We start from the raw sequence: 23371 nt of genomic DNA, 5'->3' as shown, positions 1-23371 counted from the left end.
TCTCCGACACGTCTCAGGTATTTTGCGGGGCGCTGTTTGCAGCTGTTGCAAGAGAAAAGGAAACTGCCGCCTCGACCAGAACGTCCAGGCTGTCGACGATATTGAAACGCTGCTTCAATTCGTCCGCCAGAAGAGAGAATTCGGTGCAGCCCACCAGTAGAACTTCGCAACCTTCGCTCTCAAGTTCCATGGCGACTTCCCGGACGCTTTCCCGCGCTGCGGCGTCAACTGCCGAGACCTTCAGCGCCTTGATCGACGAGAGAACACGGTCTTCCTGCCGGGGGTAGATGGTTTTCAGTCCTCTGGCCGACAGAGGGGTCTCGTAGATTTCGGTCATCCGAACTGCAGGAGAGGCCAGGATTCCGACGCGTGCGCCCGGGGACGTGCTGAAAATATGCTCTGCGGTCAGATCCACCATCGAAAGAAAGGGAACTTCGACGGCACTGCGGATGTGGTTCTGGTAGTTGTGAGCTGTATTGCAGGGCATTGCCAGAGCGCTTGCCCCGGCCTTTTCAAGGCGTCGTGCCATATCCGCCAGCGTTGGAGCCGGATCAACTCCCGTTCCCTCGATCAGTGCCTTGATGCGTGAGGGAACCTGCGTGTTGTTGTCGACGATGAGCGGAATATGGTCGGCATCATCGGAGGCAGGAACGGCTTGAACCACTTTTTGCATGAAAAGAATGGTTGCTTCCGGTCCCATGCCTCCCAGAACACCGATGGTTCGTTTGCTGTCTGTCATGCCGTCCCGGATCCCGTGCTCTGATTGACCGTGTGAGAGAGGATGCGTGCGATGTGTTCGCAGTCGTCAAGTGTGAAGCTCAGGGGAATGCGCATATCGAAAAGCCCCGAAAGGATTTCGTCGGTCATTGGAAGGTCCTGAGGGTCCACGTATTGCCAGCTGTGATGATTGGAGGTGAAGGCCACGGGGCTTTCATCTCCAAACCATTTCAGTTCGACGCCAAGAGCTTTGTTTTCAGCAACGAAGTTGATTGCGTTGGCTTTGGAGATTCCCGGAATGCGGAACTGGATGGAGCTGCCGACATAGTTCTCTTCACCTGGTCTATGCGGCATCCGGACCTTCGGGATCTCCGACAAACGCTGTGCGATAAGATCGTAACGCTCGTTCCATCGACGGATGCTGTCATCGAGGTCTGCGAGTTGAGGTAGGAGAATGGCGGCGCGAAGGTTGTCCATTCGCCCGGACATGTTCGGCGTTTCAAGGCGAATGGTTCTAAAGACTTCCTCCGGCGGCGCCGCGCCGTGACGTTCATAGAGCATGTAGGACCCGGAAAGCATGATCGCGCGCGCCATGAATTGCGGGTCATCCGATGTCAGCAGTCCACCTTCACCAGAGTTCAGGTGCTTGTAGGTCTGTGTCGAGAAACACCCTGCCAGACCGAAGCTGCCACTCAACCGCCCGTTCCAGCTGGCGCCCATCGTGTGCGCGCAGTCTTCCAGAAGAACGATATCCTTTGTTCCGAGAAGCTCTGTGAGGGCCTCCATGTCGCAAAGATGACCGCGCATGCTGGAAAGCAGCAGCAACTTTGCGCCGCTTTCCGCGATCTTTGTTTCAAGATCGCCGAGGTCGAGGACGAGATCTTCGGTGACCTCCACGAATACGGGTTTTGCGCCAACCGCGGCGATTGCGCCTGGAACCGGAGCAAGCGTGAAACTGTTCGTCAGAACCGCGTCTCCCGGGTAAACCCCGGCGGCACGAAGTGCGATGGACATGGCATAACCGCCGGAAGCGCAGGCGAGGCAGTACTTTGCTCCCTGATACCGGGCAAATGCCCGCTCCAGTTCGGAGGCCACGCTCAGCTCGTCTCCCAACGTGTTGTAACGGTGCAGGCGGCCGCTGCGCAAAACCTCTATCGCCGCGTTGACCGCCTGTTCGGGAATTGCCTCCTGCTGGGTAAAAACGCCACGAAACGGTTCCACGATCCTCTCCGTCTATTCAGCTGCCTTCGTGCCGGGTGCACCATACCCGAACGCATCGGTGTAGCCGAACAGCGCGACAGCGCCGCCGGTGTGCAGGAAGACGATGTTCTGATCGTCGGAGAAGGCGCCCTTTTTCACAAGATCGATCAGGCCGGCAGCTCCCTTTCCCGAATAGACGGGATCCAGCAGCAGACCTTCAAGCCGGGCGAACATTTCAATGGCTTCCAGGCATTCGGGTGTCGGAATGCCGTAACCTTCACCGACATAGTCGGTGTTCGCCTCCACGTCTTCCCGTTTGACGACACCCGGGCAGCCGAGTTTTTCAGCGGTGGCAACGGCAAGCTTGAAGACGTTTTCTTCCTGTTTCGGTTTCGGTGCGCGCACACCGATGCCGAGCAAAGGAATATTTGCGTTGATCGCCTTCAGTCCAACAACAAGCCCTGCCTGCGTGCCGGCGCTTCCCGTGGCATGAACGAGGCGGTCGATCTTGAGGCCCACGGAATTGGCCTGCTGGACCAGTTCCATCGCGGCATTGGCATATCCGAGTGCGCCTGTCGGGTTCGAGCCACCTCCCGGAATGGTGTAAACGTTTCTGCCTTGTTGCCGGAAACGATCCGCGACGATTTCCATCTCGGCGTTCATGTCAAGGCCGCCGGGACGTTTTTCCGCGCTGGCACCGTGCAGAAAGTCGAGAAACACGTTGCCGTTGCCGTTGTAATTCGGATCCTTCGAGCCGGTTCTGTCTTCCAGAAGGATATGGCAATCCATGCCGAGTCGGGCCGCGAAGGCAGCGGTTTGCCGAGCATGATTGGACTGGGTCGCACCTTGCGTGATCACTAGGTCAGCGCCTTGATCCTTGGCTTCAGCCATCAGGAACTCGAGCTTGCGGGTCTTGTTGCCGCCCGTGGACATGCCCGTGCAATCGTCCCGCTTGATCCAGATGCGCGGTCCGCCCAGCGCTTCAGAGAGACGGTCCATCGGCTCGAGCGCCGTCGGCAAATGCGCCAGTTGCAGGCGTGGAAAGCGTGAAAAGTGCATATCGAGCGTCTCCGGAAAGAATGGTTCCGAAGAAACTGGCACGGCATATCGGGATGTTCAAATGCAATCTTTTCGGTATAACTTGCAGGAGTTGCATAATCTATCGAGAGTGGTGAAATGCGCATCGATTGGCTTGAGGACCTTGTCGCACTTCTTGATACGGGGTCGGTCGTTGAGGCGGCCGCTGCGCGCAACATTTCCCAGTCTGCGTTTTCGCGCCGAATTCAGGTGCTTGAAAACCTGATGGATGTTGCACTGATCGATCGTGAGACGAAACCGAACCGGCCGGTGGTCGCGCTGCGAAATCATGAACAACAGGTGCGCCAGGCAGTCGTTCAGCAGCGCCACTTGATCAAGCAGATCCAGATCGAAAGCCGATCCGGATCACGTCTTGTCGTCGTGGCCTGCCAACACGCGATAACGACATCGCTCGGGCCTCGCATCGTCAAGATGGTCTCCAGTCCTGGAAGAGCTCATGTGCGTTTGCGCTCTGCCAATCTGGATGAGTGCGAGACGCTTCTCATGACTGGACAGGCGGATTTCTCCGTCACTTATCGTTTGCCGGGGGAAGGCGGCGGCGGTCCGAGCACGCTGATCGAGGAAACGCATATCGCCGATGAAAGACTGATACCTGTCTATGCCGCAGACCGGATGGACGAACTGCACAAGGGTCTTGGCGTTGGAGAGTTGGAAATCATTGCTTATCCGCCAGACGTGTTTCTGGGCATGTCGATGAACAGGCATGTGTTGCCGCAAATTGAAAGTGAAACGTCAGTCACTGTGGTTGCGGAAACCGCGCTCACGCTTGCGGCAATGCAGATGGCGAGAGCAGGAATAGGTGTCGCCTGGGTTCCCGAAGCTCTCGTTTCAGTTGATGTGTCGGAGGGGCGGTTACGCGATCTGAGCAACACATTTGACGATCTGAAGATGGAGATTGTCGGCAAGCGGAGACTGGATAACGTGCAGGATCTGCATGTCCACATCTGGAAAGAGCTTGCCGGAATTCAGGACACGCATCAGGCAGGAGTGCGGTAAGGCGGACAGTGCCCCGGGAGACCAGCGGGATCATTCCGGGGTGGTTTTAGGGTCAGACCAGCGGCAGGCGCGCACGGAATGCGCACTCAAGCCCGACCCGGTTCCGAACCGTCAAAGATCAAGAGCGTCCAGACCAGCTTCCATGTAATCCGCAAGAAGCGGCATGCCCAAGAGGTATTTCGCTGTTGAACCAACCGCGCGGTCGCGGGCTTCGTCAACGGCTTGATCAAAGTCCTCAGCGTCGAAGTCACCGCGGCCGATCCAGGTGATCGCAACGAGCTCTGCGGCTTCGTCTACATTCAGATCCTCGATCAGTTCACGCAGCTCTTCGTCGGAGAGGTCGTCATTTTCCTCTTCCGCCAAGCCGTCGTGGTTGTGGCTTTCCTCAAGCGAGTCTTCGTCAAATTCGACGTCGCCCTCATGGCCGCCGTCGAATGTGTCCTGCAGGGAAGATGCAACCGCACGGGCCTTTTGGGCAAACAGTCGGATCGTATCTGCTGATAAAGTGAGATCGATGTCCATGGCTGCCTCCGACAAACCTTTCTGTTCTTTATCGATCCACTTTTCGTCATTGGCAATGGTCATGATGCGAATTCCTGTTCTGCAATGTCCAAGACCTTCCGTAAGGTTATCCACGATATTCAAGGTCTGTGAACTCGTATCAAGTTAAAAACCGGAACTTGTTCATGTGTTGTCGTGATCAACCTTGCGAACTTTTCTCTGTCTTGCTTTACTTTGCCCGCGAACAGATTTCTGTCCTTGACCCGGATCAACGCAAACATTGCAAAAGGCTGAATGCCATCAGGATTTAACCTGCCGGCAATTCGAGTTGGGTCAAGGGACTGAGGGGAGGGTTCGACCGGGGGCGGACCGGGCGCTCGGGGCTCGGCATGCAGGTGGCAATCCTGCAGCCGGGCCTCGATCTTCTTTGCAGGTCAGTTCGAATTGAAGGCCGGACTTCTTTTTTCCATGAATGCGGACATCCCTTCGCGCTGCGCCGGCAGGCCGTAAAGAGCATGATACATCTGGCGTTCGTAGCGCAGCCCGGCATCCAGCGTGCTGTTTTCAGCCATGTTCACGCAGGCGCGGGCCATTTGAACAATGTCGCGAGGATGCGAGGCGACGAGTCGCGCCACCTCGCCAGCGGTTTCGTCCAGCTGTTCAGCCGGAACAACACGACTGACCAGCCCCATCTGCAATGCTTCCTGTGCCTCGATCATGCGGCCGGTCAGGATCAGATCCATCGCCTTGGTTCTCCCTATCAGCCTGGTCAGCCTCTGCGTTCCGCCAATGCCGGGGATGCAGCCGATCTTGATTTCCGGCTGACCGAACCTGGCATTGTCGGAAGCAAGGATGACGTCACACATCATGGCAAGTTCGCAGCCGCCACCGAGTGCATAGCCGTTGACAGCGGCAACCTTCGGGATCCTCAGATCCGCGAACCGGTCCCAACCGGCAAAGAAATCTGTTGCCTGCATGCTTGCATAGTCCTGAGACGCAAGCTCCCTGATGTCGGCGCCCGCAGCAAATGCCTTTTCATTGCCTTGAAGAAGCAGGCACCCGATGTCCGGGTCCGCGTCAAAGGCGATTGACGCGCGAAGCATCTCGTTCAGCACCTTCGTTGTGAGCGCGTTTAGCTGCTTCGGACGGTTCAGACGGATCGTGGCAACCCGTCCTTCAACGTTGGTTTCGATGGTCTCAAACATGTCAACTATCCCAAATTGCGCCATATGCGGGAATTCCGAGTGTTTCCATGTCGTGAACAACCTTGCGCGTGAGCTTCTGGTTGGAAATCACGATCACTGCTTCGGCGCCGCTTTCCTTTACAGCCTGCAGGGCGAGGGCAGACAAGTCCGGCTTGCCTCGCGAATCCGTATCCCAGATCAGGGGTTTTTCGGTATGAGCCTCGATTTCATCGACAAGTGCATCACCGTAGGTTTTGCGCGGCGAGCGGGTCGACCAGATGAGCCGGTTTGGAACCTCACCCTTCAGCAGGTGAGGCAGGATCGGTCCAATGCCGGAACCCGTGCCGACGTAAACCACTTTCCTGAACAGAACCTCGATCCGTGCGACACCGCTGGTGGTAATGCCCTTGACCCAGACTTTCTTCGGAGGATTGTTGATGAAAGCGCCGGTCCAGTCTCCGGCGCGGGAGATTGCAAGCCGGTAACCGGTTTCACCCGGAGCCGGAATGTTTGCGAAGGCGTGATACTCGCCGAACGGCGTGTGACTGATGGCGTTTGAACTCCCGGCAAAGGGTGTGTCGCCATAGTTGAACCTGGCCAGGGCGACATGGTTGGAAGGCTTAACAATCTCAACATCCACCCGCTTCAGGGTCAGCCACGGCGAGGCGATTGACAGCGTGATCAGGCACAGCATCCAGAAAGCAGGTGTGCTGGCAAGACCGACGCCCATGTCATTGGAGATCGAGATTGTCTGTGCCCAGAACAGGGCCAGCACAGTCCAGCCGGCAAAGCGGTGGATCTTCTCGAACGCATTGTGGAACTTTGCCCGAAAACGGCTGAGGGCGGTCAGGATCATCAAGGTCATGAGGGTGATCATCAGACCGCTCAACGTCAGTGTCATATCGGAGACCTGCGGCGTTCCGGCGAACCGATCCGCCGCCATGGCATAGAGCAGAAAGGCAAACCAGAGCGTGCCTGCTATCGTTCCACCATAGTGAAGGCCACCGAAATGAAAGACCTTGCCGGCTCCCCAGCGGATCCAAAGAGGCCAGGAAACCGGGATGCGCGTTGCCAGCCAGAACAGCACGTTGATGACGCGTTGCTGACGGATGAGTATGCCGAGGGACAGGTTGAGCAAGGCCATGTCGGCGATCCGGTCCAGCCGGAAAGCTCCTCCATCGAACCAGAAACCGTCCCTGATGCCAAAGGCGAGCACGATCAGGTTGACCGCGGCAACAAGAGCGAACAAACGCCGGTATTCCATCAATGCGGGATGCCGTGTCATTCGCCGCCAGTTCGGGGCGGAGCAGGTGAGATCCGTTGATTGGCTGATCATCAGTTCAACTCCACACTTTCTCTTGCGACATGGTCCTGGGCAAGTTTCTGCAGCAGGCGCTTGTCGAGCTTGCCGCGCGGCGTGCGGGGCAATTCGCTCAAAGGCAGAATGAATGTCGGCATGCAGTAGTAGGGCAGCCGGTCACGCACTTGCTGTCCGGCCTTTTTCGGGCACGCAGTTGCGGGGGAGATAAAACTCACCAGATTGCGATCATCGAACTTCAACGTGACGGCGCGGATGCAGCAGTCAGAGTGTTCAAGTGCACTGGAAACACCGTCAAGTTCCACCCGAAATCCGCGGACTTTCACCAGATCGTCGACCCGGCCGAAATGTTCCAGCTCCCCGTCTTCTGTCCAGCGTCCGAGGTCGCGCGTGCGGAACATCATGTGTCCGGGGCGGAAGGGGTCCGGGCGGTAACGCTCGTTGGTCAGTTCAGGATTGGCGAGATATCCGGCGGTTACACAGTCGCCGCCGGCCCACATCTCACCCTTGTCGCCCATGGGGAGCGGGCGCAGGTCTTCATCCAGAATGTAGACCGTGTTGTTCGGCGTCGGGCGACCGATGGAGAGTACCTGCTTGTCGGCCGTATGTGGTTCTGCGGTGTTGATGATCGTCGTTTCGGTCGGGCCGCAGGAATTATAGAAAGTGCAGAAGGTGGACCATGTGTCGGCAAGCGAGCGCGGACACGGCTCACCGGCAACCGCGGCAACCTTCACCTGTGTGCAACGGCTGTGGTCGAGCGACGACAGGATCGACGGCGTTGCGATCAGGATGTCGACCTTTTCCGCCGTTTCCTGAATGGACTTTCCGCGAATGACCAGGGTTGCCCCATTCGACAGAGCTCCCAGAATTTCCCAGGCCGCCATGTCAAAGGCGATGGAGAGGATCTGCCCGACCTTGAGCCCGGGCCGCATGGAAAGATCGCCCGGCGCCGTCAAGAGAACATTGGCCAGATTGCGGTGGGTGACCTGAACCCCGTTCGGAACACCTGTTGTTCCCGAGGTGAAGAGGATCATCGCCAGATCATCCGGTTCGGCGCGATGCGGAATGAGGTCGAGCGCGGCGTCATCGTGTGAAGAGTCCTTTGCCACTTCATCGATTGCGACCAGGACCTGGTGAGGTTCGGTTGGAACCTGGACAGCCAAACTGCCGAGAGTAAGCAGGACCTTTGCGTCGGTTACACTTGCGATGTGGCGCAGACCTTTCTCAGGAGCAACCCCGACATGCTGGGGAACATAAGCCGCCCCGAGTTTCATCGCGGCGACAATGCCAATGACCATTTCCAGAGATCGATGAAGATAGAGACAGACGGCATCGCCACGCGTTACGCCGTGGGACTTCATGACGTTCGCCAGCCGATTGGAGACCCTGTCGAGGTCACCGTAGGTCAAGGACTTGCCAGCGCATTCAATTGCGACCGCCTCTGGCTGGGTGCGTAAGTGATGGCGGATGGCGGCAGCGATCGTGCCGAAGCGCGGGCGACACCGGGTGCCCCAGCCGAAGTCATTGAATTTCTTGCGATCTTCGGTTGTAAGGCATGAAAGCGGATCTGATAGGAATTGCGGACCCACGGAACTGATGGGCCGGGCCCCTTTAAGGGCGTGAAGAGCGAAGTCCTGCATGGCAACCTCCCATTATCAATGATGCGCGATCATTAATAATGGGAAAATTTCCCATTTTCTTTCACGATAGTTAAACTCCCCGTCACGAAAATGTTGAGCACTGAAATAAAAGTTCTTTTAGAAAGGATGCTACATTTCAGGCCAGATGAACGAAGTACGGAATACGATGTCGACCGGACCGAAGGACCCGTTTGAAGCTGCGCTTGCCGATCTTTTAATACCGCTTGCACAGGCGATGGTTGCCCGTGGTGTGACCATCGGCACGGCAACCGAGGCACTGAAGAAAGCGCTCGTTACTGCGGCCGTTGATGCCTCCGATCCGCCTCCAAATGATAGTCGGGTCAGCGCGTTGACCGGCCTTCACCGCAAGGATGTCAAGCGACTGCGCGCTGAAGAAACTGAGGCTCCGGAGAAGCGAAGCTGCAGCGCGGCTGCATTGGTGATCGGTTATTGGGCAACGGCTCCCGAGTATCAGGACAAAAGCAACCAACCTCGTGACCTGTTTCGCAAAAGTGCCGACAGACAGCCCGGTTTTGATGATCTCGTGAAGCAGACACGCATCGACATGGCTCCCGGCACCGTCCTGCAAACGCTTCTGGATCAGAAACTCGTGGTCAAACAGGAAAACGGCACTTACCGCCTCCTGACACAAGCCTTTGTTCCCACAGCAGGCAGCGCGGAGCAGGTCGCCGCCTACCGAGCGACATTGTCGGCACATCTGGCCGCCGCTACTCACAATCTTCTTGCCGACGACGAAACCCCCAGGCATTTCGATCGCGCCGTGCGCTATTCCCATCTGACTGCCGAATCTGTTGAAGAACTGCGTGATATTTCCGCACAAAAGGCACAGGTTCTGTTGCAGGACATCAACGCAAAAGCGCGTCAGTTACAGGACCGGGATCAAGACGGAAACCAGAATGGCCGCTTCGTCGTCGGTGCCTATATCCTGCCGAAGTTACCGCCTAACAAGGAAGGATGAACGTGCGCGTCCGTCTTATTGCCACAGCTACCGCGCTCATATTAAGCGCCCTTCAGGCTTTCGCTCAGGACAGCGAGGAACGCGAAGGCGGCATAGTCGGCACCGGGATCGTCGGTGAGATCACCCGCCTTGGCAGCATCTTCGTGAATGACCAGAAAATCGAAATCACCGATGCGATGCAGGTGACCGGGTCCGTACCGGCCCTGACTGCCGGAGACCTCAAGCCGGGGCACACCGTGGCTGTGGTGGCGGCGCTGGAAGACGATATCTGGAACGCGCAACATATCCGCCAGGTTCTCCCGCTGGTGGGTACGGTTGAAGCCGTGGGCGACAAGTTGTTCACCATTCTCGGAACCGAGGTCGAAGTTGAAGATCAATCCACGCAAGTGGCTGTCGGCGATTGGGTGGCCGTCAGCGGGTTCTGGCAGGAAGGGCGCGTGCGTGCCTCAAGACTTGAACTGCTTCCGGACTGGCAAGGTGAAGCACAGGTCAGCGGCACTTTCTTCCGTTCCCCGACAGGAGGCCCCGACAGGGTAGGTAGTACCGCGATCAGCGGGATCGCGCCGCAGCATTTGTCCTCGGGAGATCTGGTCCGAGTTTATGGAAATCCGGTCCCGGGCGGGATCAAAGCCGAACGCCTGGAAACCGGGCTTTTCGATGCTGCGGTGGGGATCGTTCAGGTGGAAGGATACTTCTCCGCACCACAGCCTGATGGGCTTTACACGGTTCTGGGGTCGGGACTTGTCGCCTACACGGATCAACCGGGTATGATCGACGTTTCGGTCAGAACCTTGCAATGCGGCGCCAACGGCAAGCTGGGTGAATTCCCCGCAAGCGGATTGACGCCGGAAGAGATTGAAACGATCTGGGCAAAACTCGACTGCCTCTAAGGGCGGTTCCAAGCGTGGAAAACAGGCGGCCCTTACTCGCCCTCAGATCCGTCCAGCAACCGCTCTAGAACGGCAATGCAGGCCGGGTCGCGCATCTGACTGACATTGAAACGCATGAAGGACCCCATGCTCTGCGTTGCGCTGAAGACGTTGCCAGGGGCAAGCACCAGACCTTCCTGAAGCGCCGAGCGGGCCAACTTCGCCGCGTCCTGTCCGCCCGGCAGCTCGCACCACAGCAGAAAACCACCGCGCGGTGTGACCCAGGGAGAAATTCCCAGTTGGCCAAGCCGGCCAATCGTTTCGCTGCGGCAGGCCGTCAACCGGGATTTCAGTGTCTCCATGTGCTTGCGATAGTTCCCATCAGTCAGAACAGTATGAAGTAACCCGGCGACCATCGGGCTGGGGCCACTGAAATTGGTTGCGACCTGCAGATCGGTCAAAGCCTCGATCCAGTCAGGACGGGCGGCAATGTAACCACACCGAAAGGACGCGGACAGTGTCTTGGAAAAGCTGCCGATCCGAAGCACTCGTTCCAGTCCGTCCAAAGTTGCAAGGCGCGGAGAGATATCGGGTTCGAATTCGACAAAGATGTCGTCCTCCACGACTACCAGGTCGTGAGCTGTAGAAAGCGATAGCAGCCGGTGTGCAACCGGAGCGGATATAGATGCTCCTGTCGGGTTGTGAAGCGCCGAGTTGGTTAGGTAGAGGCGGGGGGTGTGCTCGTTCAAGGCGGCTTCGAACTGCTCAAGGTCCGGCCCGTTCGGCGTGTATGTCACACCGACGATTGTTACCTGATGCGCCCTCAAGAGCGCTTGAAAATTGAAATAGCATGGGTCGTCCACCAGAACCGTGTCTCCCGGGCGCAGCAGCATGCGGCAGATCAGGTCAAGGGCCTGGGAACCGGAGCCGGTCAGGAGGATCTGATCAGGTTCGGCAGCCAGTCCCTGATCGTGCAGCCGCCTGGACAAGTGCCGTCTCAACCCGGCTTCCCCCTTGGCGCTGCCGTAGTTGGTCAGGACGTCAATGTCTGCCGATGCCATGGTCCGCATGGCTTTGCGCAACGAGGCCGCGGGCATCCAGTCCGCCGGCATCCAGCCGCATCCCGGTTTCGGAACATCTTCACCTGTGTCGAGTGACTGCCGTGCCACCCAGAGCGGATCGACTTCGCGCTCCAGCAGGGGACCTGTCTCGGCCACCGCGAATGGCTGCGGTTTGTCGGCGACAAAAAAGCCCGCACTCCGGCGCGCCTGGATCAACCCTTCCGCCACGAGGAGGTCGTAGGCTTCCACGACCGTCGACGGCGATACTCCCAGCCTTGCAGCGCAGCCACGAATGGAGGGTAACTTGTCGCCAGCGACAAGTGCGCGGGAAGTGATCCGGCGCCTGATGTCATCCATTACAAGCGTCCGACGTTCTGGCTGGAGCATTCGAGGGTCCTCTGTATGGGTCATCGAGGCAGTACAGTTTGTTCTTATTGTACTGCTTTGTGTCTGTCCGTGTCATCCCCTGGCGGGTAGGGAAATGACAAAGAAAGAGGACATGATGCAGACTTCATTTTCCGGTTGGGGCAGCGGCCTTCTGGGCGTGCTCATTTTCAGTGGGTCTTTGCCGGCAACGCGTGTCGCTGTCGGATCGCTTGATCCAATGTTCCTGACTTCGGTGCGGGCGGTGCTTGCAGCACTTCTGGGGGCGGTAATGCTCTTGGCGTTCCGCCAGGCAAAACCGGAGCGCGCGGATCTGCCGTCGCTCATTGTTGTCGCAGCCGGTGTGGTTATCGGGTTCCCGCTTCTGACGGCCACCGCACTTCAGCACATCACGGCGGCCCATTCGGTTGTCTTCATTGGATTGCTGCCGCTGGCGACAGGCGTATTCGGCGTGCTTCGCGGCGATACCCGTCCCAGGCCGTTGTTCTGGGTGTTCTCGGTTCTGGGCAGCCTGGCCGTCGCAGGTTTCGCGCTGACCCAAAGCGCAGACGTTTCACTGTTCGGCGATGTGCTGATGCTGGCGGCGATCATCGTCTGCGGGCTGGGTTATGCCGAAGGGGCGTTGTTGTCCCGCCGATTGGGAGGCTGGCAAGTGATCTCCTGGGCTCTGGTTCTGGCTTTGCCGATGATGGCGGCCCTTGCCATCGCATTCCGTCCGGACACTCTTTCCGGTCTGCCGGTGCCTGTCTGGATCAGCGTTGGATATGTTTCCATGTTTTCGATGCTGATCGGCTTTTTCTTCTGGTATCGCGGACTTGCGCTCGGTGGCACTGCGGGCGTCGGCCAGCTGCAGCTGCTGCAACCGTTTTTCGGTCTCATGCTGTCAGCGTTTCTCCTTGCCGAACCGATCCCGCCCTTGATGATTGCAGCAACGGTGCTTGTCGTGCTGTGCGTTGCCGGGGCAAAGCGTTTTGCGTGAGATGAAGTCATCGCGGTTGCCAGAGCCGCGATGACAGAAGTAACGAAGAGATCCTATGCTGCCTCTGCCTTGCTTCGGCAGTAGCAGGACGCATGGATCGGTACAGTCGCACGGGCGGCTGCCTTGTCCAGCAGAAGCTTGATGTGTTTCGCCTCGGTCAATTCGCCTCTGCGGGTGAGACACTCATGCAGCCCGTGCAGGCTCCAGATATTCTGCGGGTGCTGGCAGGCCCGGGCCAACGTGTCGTCAAGGCCAAGGTCAGCGCGGTAAACGGCCTCGGCTTCCTCGTAACGTCCATCTTCCAGAAGAAGGGCACCGAGGGCGTGCCGGGTCGGTTGCATCCAGCCCCAGGGCTCGTCATACAGAAGATTGTCATCGAGTTTGACGGACCGGCGCAAGTGGTCGAGACCTTCCTCCCGCTGGCCTGACTTGAAGGCGAATTCTCCGTCCATCATGGCTTCTCCAACAGCCAGAACGTCGTCGGCGGTGTTGTTAAAGACCATACGGCTTTCCTGCACCGCCTTGCGTCCTTCCCTGGCCCGTTCACGTTCGGCGGCTGCCTCTTCCAGACGACCCAGATTGGCATAGGCGACAGCACGGGCCTGCAGCATGGCGGCCGTGGTGTAGCTGTAGAGACTGCGATCGTCGGGGAACGGCTCGTTCAGAATTTCATTCCACATGCCGAAACGAACCATGACGTGGATTTTCTTTCCGTAAAAGGATTCAAAGAGGTCCGGGAAGAAGCGCACCACGTGGTGTGGCAGCATGTGCATCAGCTCCTCAGAGGCTGCCAATGCCTTTTCGGGTTGTCCAAGAAACATGGCGCCATAGGCCTCGAAATGGACGTTGTGAATGCGATAAAGCGTGTAGAAATTCTCCGTGCCGGCAACCTCGACATATTTGCGATCGACGCCGGCGGCGCGGTGATTGCGCCAGACAACGTTCTGGTAGTCACCACACAGAACGTCGATGTGAGTGGCCATGTGAACCAGGTGACCACTGTCGGGCACCAGATCGACCAGCCGGTCGCCGTGTCTGAGCGCCTTTTCGGGTGTCGGCGACATTTCCATCAGGTGGATATACATGTGCAGCAGGCCTGGATGGTCCCATGCATCCGCGCGCTCGTTGAAGACCGTCTCGAGCGCCGCCTGGGCTTCAAGGGTCGATGCGCCATCGGCGGGTTTGCCGTTGGGCAGATCCCATAGCTGCCAGGGAGTGCGGTTCATCAGGGCTTCGGCAAATATCGTGACGACATCGAGATCGTCCATATGGGCCGCATGTACCTGACGCATGGCATTGGCAAAGGCATCGTGCCAGGGCAAGTAATCTTCAACTGTCGGGTCATCGGGAAACCGCTTGGCGATCGCCTCGATCAGGGCCACCTCCACCGGGGCCAGGTTTTGCCGATGGGCCAGCCCCGCTTCGACCGTTTTCTTCGCCTTCTTCAGCATGGACACGCGTTCGTCCGGTTCGAAGAATTCCCAGGGTTTGTTGTAATTGGGGCCGATGGCATAGGCGACACCCCAGTAGGCGATGCCGCAATCGGGATCCCTTTCAATCGCCTTTTCAAAGCAGACCGCCGCAGCTTCGTGGTTATATCCGTAAAGCCAGACCAGACCCTGGTCGAACAGCTTTTGGGCTTCGGCCGAGGGGGTGGTGATCTTGCGTGAATAGGTACCTAGATTGAATTCCATAACGTGACGCCTCCCGTTGCTCGTTGCGGTCAAAATCTGACCCCAAGGGGATGGTGATGAATGGCGGAATGTTCTGTGGGCAGAGATTCAGGCGCATAAGTGACGTTGCGTCAAGAAATTGATTCCGGACGAACGATCTCGGCGGAAGCGACAGCGCCTACTCCGCAAATCCCGTTCAACACTGACAGCAGACTTGTCCTTTAGCGTCCGGAGTTTCACGATAGACATGCTGTCCAGCCGGAAGAGAAAGGTCGCCTCGACCTTGTTGTCGGCAAATCCAGGAGATTGTCATGAAACCAAGGGAACTCGTCTCCCGCTGGGTGGAAACCTTCAATGAAGGAGATGCAAAGAAACTCGGAACGTTTTATGCGGACGATGCCGTCAATCATCAGGTCGCTCAGGCACCCGTAGAAGGTAGAGAGGCGATCACCCTGATGTTCGCCGACGAGTTTGCGCTTGCAGACATGACCTGCCTGATCGAACACATCTTTGAAGATGGAGAATGGGCCATCCTTGAGTGGAAAGATCCGTTGGGTTTGAGAGGCTGCGGGTTCTTTCATGTCAGGGACGGAAAGATCGTTCAGCAGCGAGGCTATTGGGACAAGTTGAGTTTTCTCAGAATGCACAATCTGCCGCTCCCGGTGGAGTAGGGCTGCTTTCGCATTTTGGCCTGGCTGCGAGTTTGTAGAATGGAGCAGACGACGTCCACTGTCGCATTTCGCCTGGGCCCTCGATTGCCTTTACCCTGTACCACCTTGTCCTCAACAAACAACGCCTTACGATGAATTCGGCTGATACTCATCTGAATGAGGCGAAGACATGCTGGGGCTCGACGCTTTGGTCACTGTGGCCAACGTTATTTATCTTTGTTCCTATTCGGTCCGGGATATCCTGTGGCTGCGAATTCTGACGGTTGTCGGCGCAACGATGCTGTTGCCGTACTACTATCTGCAGATTGATCCGCTTTGGGCGGCAATCGCCTGGAACGCGGTCTTCATCGCGATCAACATCTTCTGGATCGGGCGCCTTTTGCTCGACCGTCGACCAGTGCCCTTCAGCGCGGAAGAAAAGCGTCTTTATCAGCTGGCGCTGCGCAATATGGGAGAGCGGGAAGCGTTCAGGCTTTTGCATATGGGAAACTCGGCAACAGCGCCGGTATCAACCGCGTTGCTGACACAAGGCCAACCGGTTGAGAACCTGTCGCTGATCGTCGAGGGAGAGGTGAAGGTTGAAATGAACGGTGAGCACGTGGACACGCTCGGCGAAGGGCGTTTCCTGGGGGCGGTCGCCTTTCTGAGCAAGGACGCACAATTCAAGGCACCGGTTACCGTCCAGGCAACAAAGCCGACACGTGTCATTGTCTGGCCGCTCACTGATCTGAAGAACAAGCTGGAAAAGGATTCGGAACTGGAAATCGATATCGAGGCGAGCCTCGGTCTGGAGGTCTCGCGTTTCCTGCAGACGGCGCGTACAGAATTGCTGTCGACCTGATGTTTCGCGCGTTTGGAGCGTGTATGAACCGGAAGTGATCTATACCTCGAAGAAATCTTGCACATCGCAAGCTAACCGGAATTGCTTTTTGGCAGCGATGTTTGAAGAATGAACCGCTATGTCAGGGCGACAACAAACAACAATCAAAGAATGACCAAGCCGGATCCTCAAAAACCAAATCCCACCGTTCAGGATGTCGCTCGCGCGGCGAAGGTTTCCACTGCGACCGTTAGCCGTGCACTGTCGACGCCCGAACGCGTCTCGATCAAAACCCGCAACAAGGTTGCCGAGGCGGTCGAGAAAACCGGATACGTGCTCAATCACGCTGCGAGAAACCTGCGCCGAAGGGACACGGGCGCAATTGTTGCGCTGGTTCCGGATATCGGCAACTCCCATTTCTCGAATATCTTGCAAGGTATTGAAACGGTTTGCGCCGAGAAGAACCTGAAGGTCCTGATTGCCGATACCCGCAAACCCTCGATGGCACGTCCCAGAATTGGCGAGTTTTTCAGCAAGAACAACTGCGACGGCATCGTGATCCTCGACGGGCATTTTTCGATCTCCGGTATTCGGGAGGCAAATCCCAAGTTGCCGCCTATTGTCACTGCCGGTGAGTGGAGCGATGACCCGGCGGTTCCGATTGCCGTCGTCAACAATCTGCTCGGTGCAGACCTGGCTGTTTCACATCTCCTGCAATGTGGGCACAAGACGTTCGGTCACATTACCGGGCTCCTTACTCACAAACCCGGTCGGGATCGTCTCGAAGGGTTCAAGTCGACGCTGAAGGATGCCGGTCACGATCCGGAGGCTGCCTGGATCGTCGACGGCGATTACACGCTCGCAGCCGGTGCTCGGGCGGCCGAGACCTGGCTGAATATGGCCGATCGGCCGACGGCGATGTTCTGCGCCAGTGACAGATCCGCCTTCGGCTTCATTTCAGCTTTGAGCGAAGCGGGGGTGCGGGTACCCGATGAAGTGTCGGTTGTCGGCTTTGACGACATCGATATCGCCGGGCATTTCGTTCCACCCCTTACGACCATCCACCAGCCCCGACGGGCTGTCGGCGAACATGCAGCGCAGCTGCTGCTCAGCCTTCTGGAGGGCAAACAGCCTGAAGTGCGCAGTGTGCAGCTTGAGCCGCAGCTGGTGGTCAGGAAAAGCACAAGGCGTATTTCCTGAGAGGCATTTGCGTAAGTTGCTTCAGGCGGAAGTTTGGCAAGGAAATTGTTTGCTCAACTGTCGGTCAAGGCGGATCGATGCATGCCACCTCACACGACTGTGATCCCCCGTGTTTAGGGTTTGTTAGTTTCGTTGGTTAACCTGTTGTCATGTTTCGGATTCTGCTCATTGTCGGATTTCTGTTCGCTGGCGCGCATCAGTCGCTGGCGCGGGGAGATATTGAGCTGACGGGAGCCGAGGCGCCGGTCTTTGTGACAATGGATCTTGCAATGGCGCAATTGCAACAACCAGATTGCTGTAGCGAACAGCCGGTAGCCAAGACGAAGTCCACGCATTGCAAATCGTCTTCTGAATGCAAGGCCGTCATTGCGACAGCCCTGCTTGTGCCATTTACGGATGAAGATCATCCCGATTGGAAATTGACCCTCGATCGCAATTCGATTGCCGAGCGTCTCGAGCCGAGACCTCCGAATTCCTGACTTTTTTCGTTTGAACGGCGGGCTTCAACGCGTGCCTGAAAGTTATTGAAAATTCAGGAGATTAACGGTGTTAACCAGACGATTTTTGCTGCTTGGAGGCGCGGCCGCGTTGGCCTTTGCACGTCCGGGCGAAGCTGATGCGCATCACAGCGCCAAATTCAGGAAGAACTTCAAGCTCGATCCACAATACGTGCCGCAACGTGTTTATTTCCCGATGCAATATCGGCGCGGTACCATCGTGGTCGATCCGCGCAACCATTTTCTCTATCTGGTGGAAGGCTGGGGCCAGGCACGGCGCTATGGCGTCGGAGTGGGCAAGGCCGGGCGCAAGTTCAAGGGCATCGCAACCGTCGAGCGCAAGGCGGAGTGGCCACGCTGGACGCCGACAAAGAACATGATCCGGCGAGAACCGCACAAATATGCGCGCTATGCCGATGGCGTACCTGGTGGCATCAACAATCCGCTCGGTGCGCGTGCGCTCTATCTGTACAAAGGGGGGCGGGACACCATGTACCGGATCCACGGTACAACAGAACCGCAATCCATCGGCCGGTCCGTTTCAAACGGCTGTATCCGCATGATCAATGACCATGTCATCGACCTTTATGATCGGGTTCCGCTCGGAACCGTGGTTGTTGTGATTTAACCCGGCGATCTGGATACGACTTCGATGGAAAAAATCGTGACACGCCGGCAGGTCTTGTCCGGGGCTTTCAGCACGGCTGCACTGGCTCTGGCAGGCTGCACAACTTCAGCAACGCTGCCGCCGGCACCCGAGCCGGTTCAGCCACAGGTCGACAGCAGCTTCCTGTTGAACTATGGCCCGCGCCCGCAAGAAGAGTTCCCGCTACCTGCAATCGACCCCAGAGTTCTGGCACCTGAGTTCAGGCGGCAGCGCGTTGCCTATCGGACGGACGAGGAGCCGGGAACCGTAGTCGTCGATACAAGCTCGTTCTATCTCTATCTGGTGGAACCGAGCGGTACCGCGATGCGGTACGGAGTGGGACTCGGGCGTCAAGGGTTCGAATGGTCAGGGCGGGCGCGGATCGCCTGGAAACGACCATGGCCGACCTGGACGCCCCCGGATGAGATGATTGCCCGGCAACCTGAGCTGGCGCCCTACAGTGCCGATAACGGTGGAATGGCTCCCGGCCTCGGTAACCCGCTCGGTGCACGGGCCCTGTACATCTTCCAGGGCAATGTCGACACCCTTTACCGCCTGCACGGCACCAACGAACCGGCCTCGATCGGCAAGGCTGTGTCCTCCGGCTGCGTGCGGTTGATCAATCAGGATGTCATCGACCTTTACGATCGAGTCCGCTCCGGCGCCTCCATCGTGGTGACCTGACAGGTCTTTGGATATTCAGCCCGGCCTGCGGCTCGGTTTTGCCTGGCATGAACGAGCGCAGGAGGTGCGAACAGATTTCGACAGGTGATTTTATGAAAAAGCAGAGGAAGTCTCTCCGCCAGCAGGCAAGAAAAAACAAACAGGATAAACGGCCCGGTCCGGAGGCGAATGCTGACCCGAGCCGTCGTCGTTTCCTGCGATTGACGCGCAATATTGTCATAGGTGCTGCTCTGGTCGGCGGCAGCGGTTATGTCTTTGCACAAAACGTTCTGAGTGCAAGGCATGAACATGACCTGACGCGTGTCGGCAACGGCAGACCGACCATCGTGCAGATCCACGATCCGCAATGCTCCTTGTGCCGAGCATTGCAAAAGGAAACGCGAGAGGCGCTGGCCATGTTCGAGGATGGCGAGCTGAACTATGTGGTTGCCAATATCAGAACGCAGAAGGGACGCAGCTTCGCCAACCGTTATGGGGTTCAGCACGTAACGCTGTTGCTGTTTGATGAAAAGGGCGAGCTGCAGGATGTCCTGCAAGGGCAACGCGGCTCATACCAGCTTCGTGATGCTTTCCGGGGCTTGCTGTCGGGCTAGCGAGAGATTATTCCGGTCCCGGAAAGACGTTTCCGCTCATGAGTTTGCGTGCAGTGCGCAACACTCCGGCGGATGCGACGGAGCGGTCTTCTTCCAATGTGAGAAGCACGTCCGCCGCACCGCTCGGGTGCTCGATCCTGAAGGTTTCATTTTCGGGCAGCCTGGCAACAAGGCTGGCGGGCGAGCCTTCAAGAAGGCAGGCCGTCGCAACGCTTATGGCGGCGAAGACGCCAATTGAGGCGTGGCACCGATGGGGAATGAAGCTTCTGGTCGAGATCACGCCGCCATTTTCCGGTGGGGCAACGAGTACCATTTTCGGAATGCTCTTTTGCCTGACATCCTCCAGTCCCATCAATCGACCGGCAGTCAGTCGGATGGCTTCGAGCCTGGTTTTCAGGTCGGCATTGGAATCGAGATACTCACGGCTCTCGTTGCCACTGATGCCGAAATCTTCTGCCTGCAGAATGACGCAGGGCATGCCATTGTCGATCAGCGTGCATCCAAACCCTTCGATTTGATCGATCACGCTCCCGGTCGGCAGGAGTGATCCGCACATCGAGCCGGCAAGATCTTCAAACAGGAGCGGGATGGGGGCATGGTTGGCCGGTACGCCATCAATCGAGGCAGAGCCTTCATAAGATACGATCCCGCCCGGCGTCTTTATTCTGGCGGTGGCTGTTTCGCCGGTATTCATCATGTGTATGCGCAAGACGGTTTCTGTTTCCCTTGCCGGGAATAGACCGAGCTCGATCGCTGCCGGGCCAACAGCTGCCAGAATGTTGCCGCAGCCCTGCGTGTCCACAACAAGCGGCTGGTCGACGAAAACCTGCAGGAACAGGTAGTCGATATCGGCGTCCGGTCTCGAGGACGGATACAAGATAGCGACTTTCGAGGTGAGCGGATCACCGCCGCCTATGCCATCGATCTGCGCGGGGTCTGGAGATCCCATGATCCTGAGCAGCAACGCATTGCGGGTTTTCTCGTCATCCGGCAGATCGGCAGCTCTGAAAAAAACTCCCTTTGAGGTGCCCCCGCGCATCCACAAGCAGGGAATGCCGCCGCACACCGAGTCAGACATAATTGAGACCTTTGTCCTGAAGGCGTGGGCGCATGTCATAGATATCGAGCCCGAGTTCACCCGAGGCGAGCCGCTTGCGCTTTTCCTCTTCCTGGGCGGTCCGCCGTTCAGCGGCGGAATGAACGGCGGCGGCGTCCTGGCGCGGCACAACACAGACCCCGTCATCGTCGGCGACGATGACATCACCGGGATGAACGATTGCTCCGGCACAGGTCACCGGAACGTTGACTGAGCCAAGTGTTTCCTTGACGGTTCCCTGTGCCGAGATGGCAGAAGACCAGACCGCGAAACCCATTTCCTTCAAGTCGAGGACATCCCGAACACCGGCATCGATGACGAGCGCCTTGCAACCTCGCGCCATGGCAGAGGTTGCGAGAAGGTCGCCGAAGTAACCCATGTCGCAGGGCGCGGTCGGCGCGAGCACCAGGACATCTCCCTCCCGGAGCTGTTCGATAGCCACGTGGATCATCCAGTTGTCGCCCGGAGGAGCGGAAATCGTGACGGCGGATCCGGCAACCCTTGCACCCGGCCAGATCGGCCGGATTGTGGAGTTCATCAGCCCGCTCCGTCCCTGGGCTTCGTGCACCGTCGCAACACCTGTCTTGCCGAGCGACGAGACGATCGCGGGATCGGCGCGTTCGATGTTCTGAACGACTATCGTCATGTCATCGGTCTCCGGTTGGAGGTGTGCCGTGTGTGTGAAAACTCTCGATGGTCTTGAGACCCCACGCCTGGCCCTTCTTCCGGTCAGTCTCCGTCCAGCAGATCGGCTCCCAATCCGGAGCGAGGATCAACCGCGCTCCGGAGTTGGCAAGCTCCACCCGGTTGCCGGCAGGCTCCCAGACATAGAGAAAGAACGTGCCCTGGACCGCATGCTTGTGCGGACCCGTTTCGATGAAGACACCGTTTTCGAGAAATATGTCGGCCGCGCGCAGAATGTCCTCACGCTGGTCCGTGGCATAGGTGACGTGGTGCAGCCGTCCGTTGCCGCCACCATGTTCCTCGGTACAGGCCAGGTCGTAGGTCTTGTTGTTGACCGTAAACCAGCAACCTCCCAGGCGGCCATTGTCGAGTTGGATGTATTCAGTCACACGTGCGCCGAGGCAGGTGATCATGAAATCCCGGAATTCTGTGACATCGTCCGACAAGAGATTGAGATGATCGAGGCGACGCGGACAGGCACCGTTCGCATGAAAACGGCTGGCATTGTTCTTCAGGGCCGGAACGTCTGTCTCGCCAGGGCGGTACTTGACCGTGTCCCAGTAGATTTCAAAAACGTGGCCAAACGGGTCCTCGAAGCGGAAGGCACGGCCATGCCCCATGTCGCCTTCAACCCAGCCAATGATTTTGTATTTGCTGGTCTCGATCGCTTCGATCCTGCGCTGCAGGGCTTCGGTAGACGACACCCTATAGGAAACATGCCCCACACCGGTCCTGTCACTGCGGGTGAGTTTCAAGGAGTGAAATTCATAGTCGTCCCAGGCTCTGAGATAGGCGGAATTTTCATCCAGGCCAGACAGGGTCAATCCATAGACGCGGGTGAAAAAATCGAGACTTTCCTCGAACTTGTCGGTCAATACTTCGACATGAGCCAGATGGGCAATGTCGGAACAGGGCTCGGCCATAATGGTTCCTCTGGGTTTGAACTGGAAAGAGGTCCGGCAGCGTGTGTTGGACAGGACCTGGACCTGGCTGCCTGACCTCAGCGTGCGAGTTCGGCGTGAAATCGCGGGCTAAAGCCGGTCGACACAGCGTGGATAGATCGCCTGGAAGCCTTCCGCATATTTGGCCGGCCGACCACCGGCCTGACCGCCGGAATTTCGCCGGAAATGATTGGCCCGGTTTTCTGCGACATTGGTGTAGTAGGCCCACAGGTGATGCTGGCCCTCCATGCATTCGATGGCGGCCCGTTTGTTTTCCCAGACTTCGGTGATGTCGAGAAAGACATTCGGGACCCAGTCCATCTGTTCGGTCTGATGGGGCTCGAACAGATAAAGCTGCGGTGCGCCCAAGACCTGTTCACCAGGCTTGTGACCCCAGGCTTGAGCGATCATGCGAACTTCCATTGCGATCTGCGTCGCGTACATGTGGTCCGTGTTGTAAGGGTCGTATTTGGAGTGACTGAGCATGAATTCCGGCCGCACGCGGCGAAGGGTATCGACCAGCCTGTCCTTCGCTTCGGCGTCAACGTGAAGCGGATAATCGCCGAGGTCCATGAACTGAATGTCATGCACGTTCAGCGCTTCAGCGGCCCTTTCGGCTTCGCTCCGGCGTGCGGTCTTTACTTTTTCCAGGCTCATGCCGGGTTCTTTCCAGAGATTGGCACTTTCCCCGCGCTCACCGTAGGACAGGCAAACAACGGTGACTTCATAACCCTGCTTCTGATGGAGCGCGATTGCGCCGCCGCAGCGCCAGACAAAGTCGGCGGCATGTGCACTGATCACGAGAGCTGTTTTGCGGTCCGGCATGGGGCCTCCTTGTGCTTTTCTTGCGTCTGATCCTTTCTCAACTGCCGGGAAAAAACCATTTCAATTGACTATAGTTTCGATAAGAAAATACTATAGATAGGCAAACAAGTGAGAG

24 protein-coding genes are annotated in these 23371 nt (G+C 57.7%); 11 read left to right on the top strand and 13 right to left on the bottom strand.

The annotated features are described in order from the left end of the window. Positions 1–13: 13 nt before the first annotated feature. The 3 genes from ABLQ08_RS08275 to ABLQ08_RS08265 are packed head-to-tail and all read right to left on the bottom strand — an operon-like array spanning position 14 to position 2976. A complete protein-coding gene (locus tag ABLQ08_RS08275; RefSeq protein ID WP_352940688.1) occupies positions 14–739 on the bottom strand; it encodes an aspartate/glutamate racemase family protein in 726 nt (241 codons plus the stop codon). Next, a complete protein-coding gene (locus ABLQ08_RS08270; protein ID WP_352940687.1) occupies positions 736–1938 on the bottom strand; it encodes a DegT/DnrJ/EryC1/StrS family aminotransferase in 1203 nt (400 codons plus the stop codon). Before ABLQ08_RS08270 ends, ABLQ08_RS08275 begins: the two co-directional genes overlap by 4 nt. Before the next feature lie 12 nt (positions 1939–1950). Further along, positions 1951–2976 (bottom strand): D-cysteine desulfhydrase, encoded by a 1026-nt coding sequence (locus ABLQ08_RS08265; RefSeq protein WP_352940686.1) that lies wholly within the window; start codon positions 2974–2976, stop codon positions 1951–1953. Positions 2977–3093: 117 nt separating this feature from the next. Here ABLQ08_RS08265 and ABLQ08_RS08260 point away from each other — a divergent pair, with 117 nt between their 5' ends. Continuing rightward, positions 3094–4011 (top strand): LysR family transcriptional regulator, encoded by a 918-nt coding sequence (locus tag ABLQ08_RS08260; protein ID WP_352940685.1) that lies wholly within the window; start codon positions 3094–3096, stop codon positions 4009–4011. 111 nt (positions 4012–4122) lie between these two features. Here ABLQ08_RS08260 and ABLQ08_RS08255 read toward each other — a convergent pair whose 3' ends face one another. The 4 genes from ABLQ08_RS08255 to ABLQ08_RS08240 form a co-directional block, all read right to left on the bottom strand. Further along, positions 4123–4596: a DUF3775 domain-containing protein gene (locus ABLQ08_RS08255; RefSeq protein WP_352940684.1), complete on the bottom strand. Its 474-nt coding sequence runs from the start codon at positions 4594–4596 to the stop codon at positions 4123–4125. A gap of 350 nt (positions 4597–4946) precedes the next feature. Further along, positions 4947–5717 carry an enoyl-CoA hydratase-related protein gene (locus ABLQ08_RS08250; protein WP_352940683.1) on the bottom strand — a complete coding sequence of 257 codons (771 nt, stop codon included), beginning with the start codon at positions 5715–5717 and terminating at the stop codon, positions 4947–4949. Between the two features lies 1 nt (position 5718). Beyond that, positions 5719–7032: a hypothetical protein gene (locus ABLQ08_RS08245; protein ID WP_352940682.1), complete on the bottom strand. Its 1314-nt coding sequence runs from the start codon at positions 7030–7032 to the stop codon at positions 5719–5721. Further along, positions 7032–8654, bottom strand: a complete 1623-nt coding sequence (locus tag ABLQ08_RS08240) for an amino acid adenylation domain-containing protein (protein WP_352940681.1) — start codon at positions 8652–8654, stop codon at positions 7032–7034. The genes ABLQ08_RS08245 and ABLQ08_RS08240 overlap by 1 nt, the downstream gene beginning before the upstream one ends. Before the next feature lie 145 nt (positions 8655–8799). Here ABLQ08_RS08240 and ABLQ08_RS08235 point away from each other — a divergent pair, with 145 nt between their 5' ends. Next, positions 8800–9633 (top strand): DUF6502 family protein, encoded by an 834-nt coding sequence (locus ABLQ08_RS08235; RefSeq protein ID WP_352940680.1) that lies wholly within the window; start codon positions 8800–8802, stop codon positions 9631–9633. A gap of 2 nt (positions 9634–9635) precedes the next feature. Beyond that, complete coding sequence (locus ABLQ08_RS08230; RefSeq protein WP_352940679.1) at positions 9636–10523, top strand: DUF5666 domain-containing protein; 888 nt, start codon at positions 9636–9638, stop codon at positions 10521–10523. Positions 10524–10555: 32 nt separating this feature from the next. Here ABLQ08_RS08230 and ABLQ08_RS08225 read toward each other — a convergent pair whose 3' ends face one another. Continuing rightward, positions 10556–11920 (bottom strand): PLP-dependent aminotransferase family protein, encoded by a 1365-nt coding sequence (locus tag ABLQ08_RS08225; RefSeq protein WP_352940678.1) that lies wholly within the window; start codon positions 11918–11920, stop codon positions 10556–10558. A 145-nt stretch (positions 11921–12065) separates the two neighbouring features. Between ABLQ08_RS08225 and ABLQ08_RS08220 the strand changes: the two genes are divergently transcribed. Further along, on the top strand, positions 12066–12926 hold the full coding sequence (locus ABLQ08_RS08220; RefSeq protein WP_352942557.1) for a DMT family transporter: 861 nt from the start codon (positions 12066–12068) through the stop codon (positions 12924–12926). A 53-nt stretch (positions 12927–12979) separates the two neighbouring features. Here the strand turns inward: ABLQ08_RS08220 and ABLQ08_RS08215 are convergent, their stop codons facing one another. Further along, positions 12980–14620 carry a hypothetical protein gene (locus ABLQ08_RS08215; protein ID WP_352940677.1) on the bottom strand — a complete coding sequence of 547 codons (1641 nt, stop codon included), beginning with the start codon at positions 14618–14620 and terminating at the stop codon, positions 12980–12982. Between the two features lie 290 nt (positions 14621–14910). Between ABLQ08_RS08215 and ABLQ08_RS08210 the strand changes: the two genes are divergently transcribed. The 7 genes from ABLQ08_RS08210 to ABLQ08_RS08180 all read left to right on the top strand — a co-directional run bounded on the left by ABLQ08_RS08210 (position 14911) and on the right by ABLQ08_RS08180 (position 19710). After that, positions 14911–15270: a nuclear transport factor 2 family protein gene (locus ABLQ08_RS08210; RefSeq protein ID WP_352940676.1), complete on the top strand. Its 360-nt coding sequence runs from the start codon at positions 14911–14913 to the stop codon at positions 15268–15270. 169 nt (positions 15271–15439) lie between these two features. After that, positions 15440–16111 carry a cyclic nucleotide-binding domain-containing protein gene (locus ABLQ08_RS08205; RefSeq protein WP_352940675.1) on the top strand — a complete coding sequence of 224 codons (672 nt, stop codon included), beginning with the start codon at positions 15440–15442 and terminating at the stop codon, positions 16109–16111. 150 nt (positions 16112–16261) lie between these two features. Next, positions 16262–17290 carry a LacI family DNA-binding transcriptional regulator gene (locus ABLQ08_RS08200; RefSeq protein WP_352940674.1) on the top strand — a complete coding sequence of 343 codons (1029 nt, stop codon included), beginning with the start codon at positions 16262–16264 and terminating at the stop codon, positions 17288–17290. A 149-nt stretch (positions 17291–17439) separates the two neighbouring features. Then, positions 17440–17769: a hypothetical protein gene (locus ABLQ08_RS08195; protein ID WP_352940673.1), complete on the top strand. Its 330-nt coding sequence runs from the start codon at positions 17440–17442 to the stop codon at positions 17767–17769. Between the two features lie 67 nt (positions 17770–17836). Continuing rightward, positions 17837–18415, top strand: coding sequence for a L,D-transpeptidase (locus ABLQ08_RS08190; protein WP_352940672.1), 579 nt, complete (start codon positions 17837–17839; stop codon positions 18413–18415). 24 nt (positions 18416–18439) lie between these two features. After that, positions 18440–19117 carry a L,D-transpeptidase gene (locus ABLQ08_RS08185; RefSeq protein ID WP_417714903.1) on the top strand — a complete coding sequence of 226 codons (678 nt, stop codon included), beginning with the start codon at positions 18440–18442 and terminating at the stop codon, positions 19115–19117. 92 nt (positions 19118–19209) lie between these two features. Continuing rightward, on the top strand, positions 19210–19710 hold the full coding sequence (locus ABLQ08_RS08180) for a thioredoxin family protein (protein WP_352940670.1): 501 nt from the start codon (positions 19210–19212) through the stop codon (positions 19708–19710). A gap of 7 nt (positions 19711–19717) precedes the next feature. On the opposite strand, the gene ABLQ08_RS08175 is transcribed toward ABLQ08_RS08180, so the two are convergent. The 4 genes from ABLQ08_RS08175 to ABLQ08_RS08160 all read right to left on the bottom strand — a co-directional run bounded on the left by ABLQ08_RS08175 (position 19718) and on the right by ABLQ08_RS08160 (position 23256). After that, complete coding sequence (locus ABLQ08_RS08175; protein WP_352940669.1) at positions 19718–20788, bottom strand: 4-oxalomesaconate tautomerase; 1071 nt, start codon at positions 20786–20788, stop codon at positions 19718–19720. Then, positions 20781–21452, bottom strand: a complete 672-nt coding sequence (locus ABLQ08_RS08170; protein ID WP_352940668.1) for a 4-carboxy-4-hydroxy-2-oxoadipate aldolase/oxaloacetate decarboxylase — start codon at positions 21450–21452, stop codon at positions 20781–20783. The genes ABLQ08_RS08175 and ABLQ08_RS08170 overlap by 8 nt, the downstream gene beginning before the upstream one ends. 1 nt (position 21453) lies before the next feature. Further along, complete coding sequence (locus tag ABLQ08_RS08165; protein WP_352940667.1) at positions 21454–22413, bottom strand: VOC family protein; 960 nt, start codon at positions 22411–22413, stop codon at positions 21454–21456. 108 nt (positions 22414–22521) lie between these two features. Next, entirely contained in the window at positions 22522–23256 is a 735-nt protein-coding gene (locus ABLQ08_RS08160) for a PIG-L deacetylase family protein (RefSeq protein WP_352940666.1), read from the bottom strand. Positions 23257–23371: the final 115 nt, after the last annotated feature.

The organism is Roseibium sp. SCP14, assembly GCF_040329475.1.
Classification (GTDB): Bacteria; Pseudomonadota; Alphaproteobacteria; order Rhizobiales; family Stappiaceae; genus Roseibium.
This window is presented reverse-complemented; position numbering and strand designations above follow the sequence as displayed.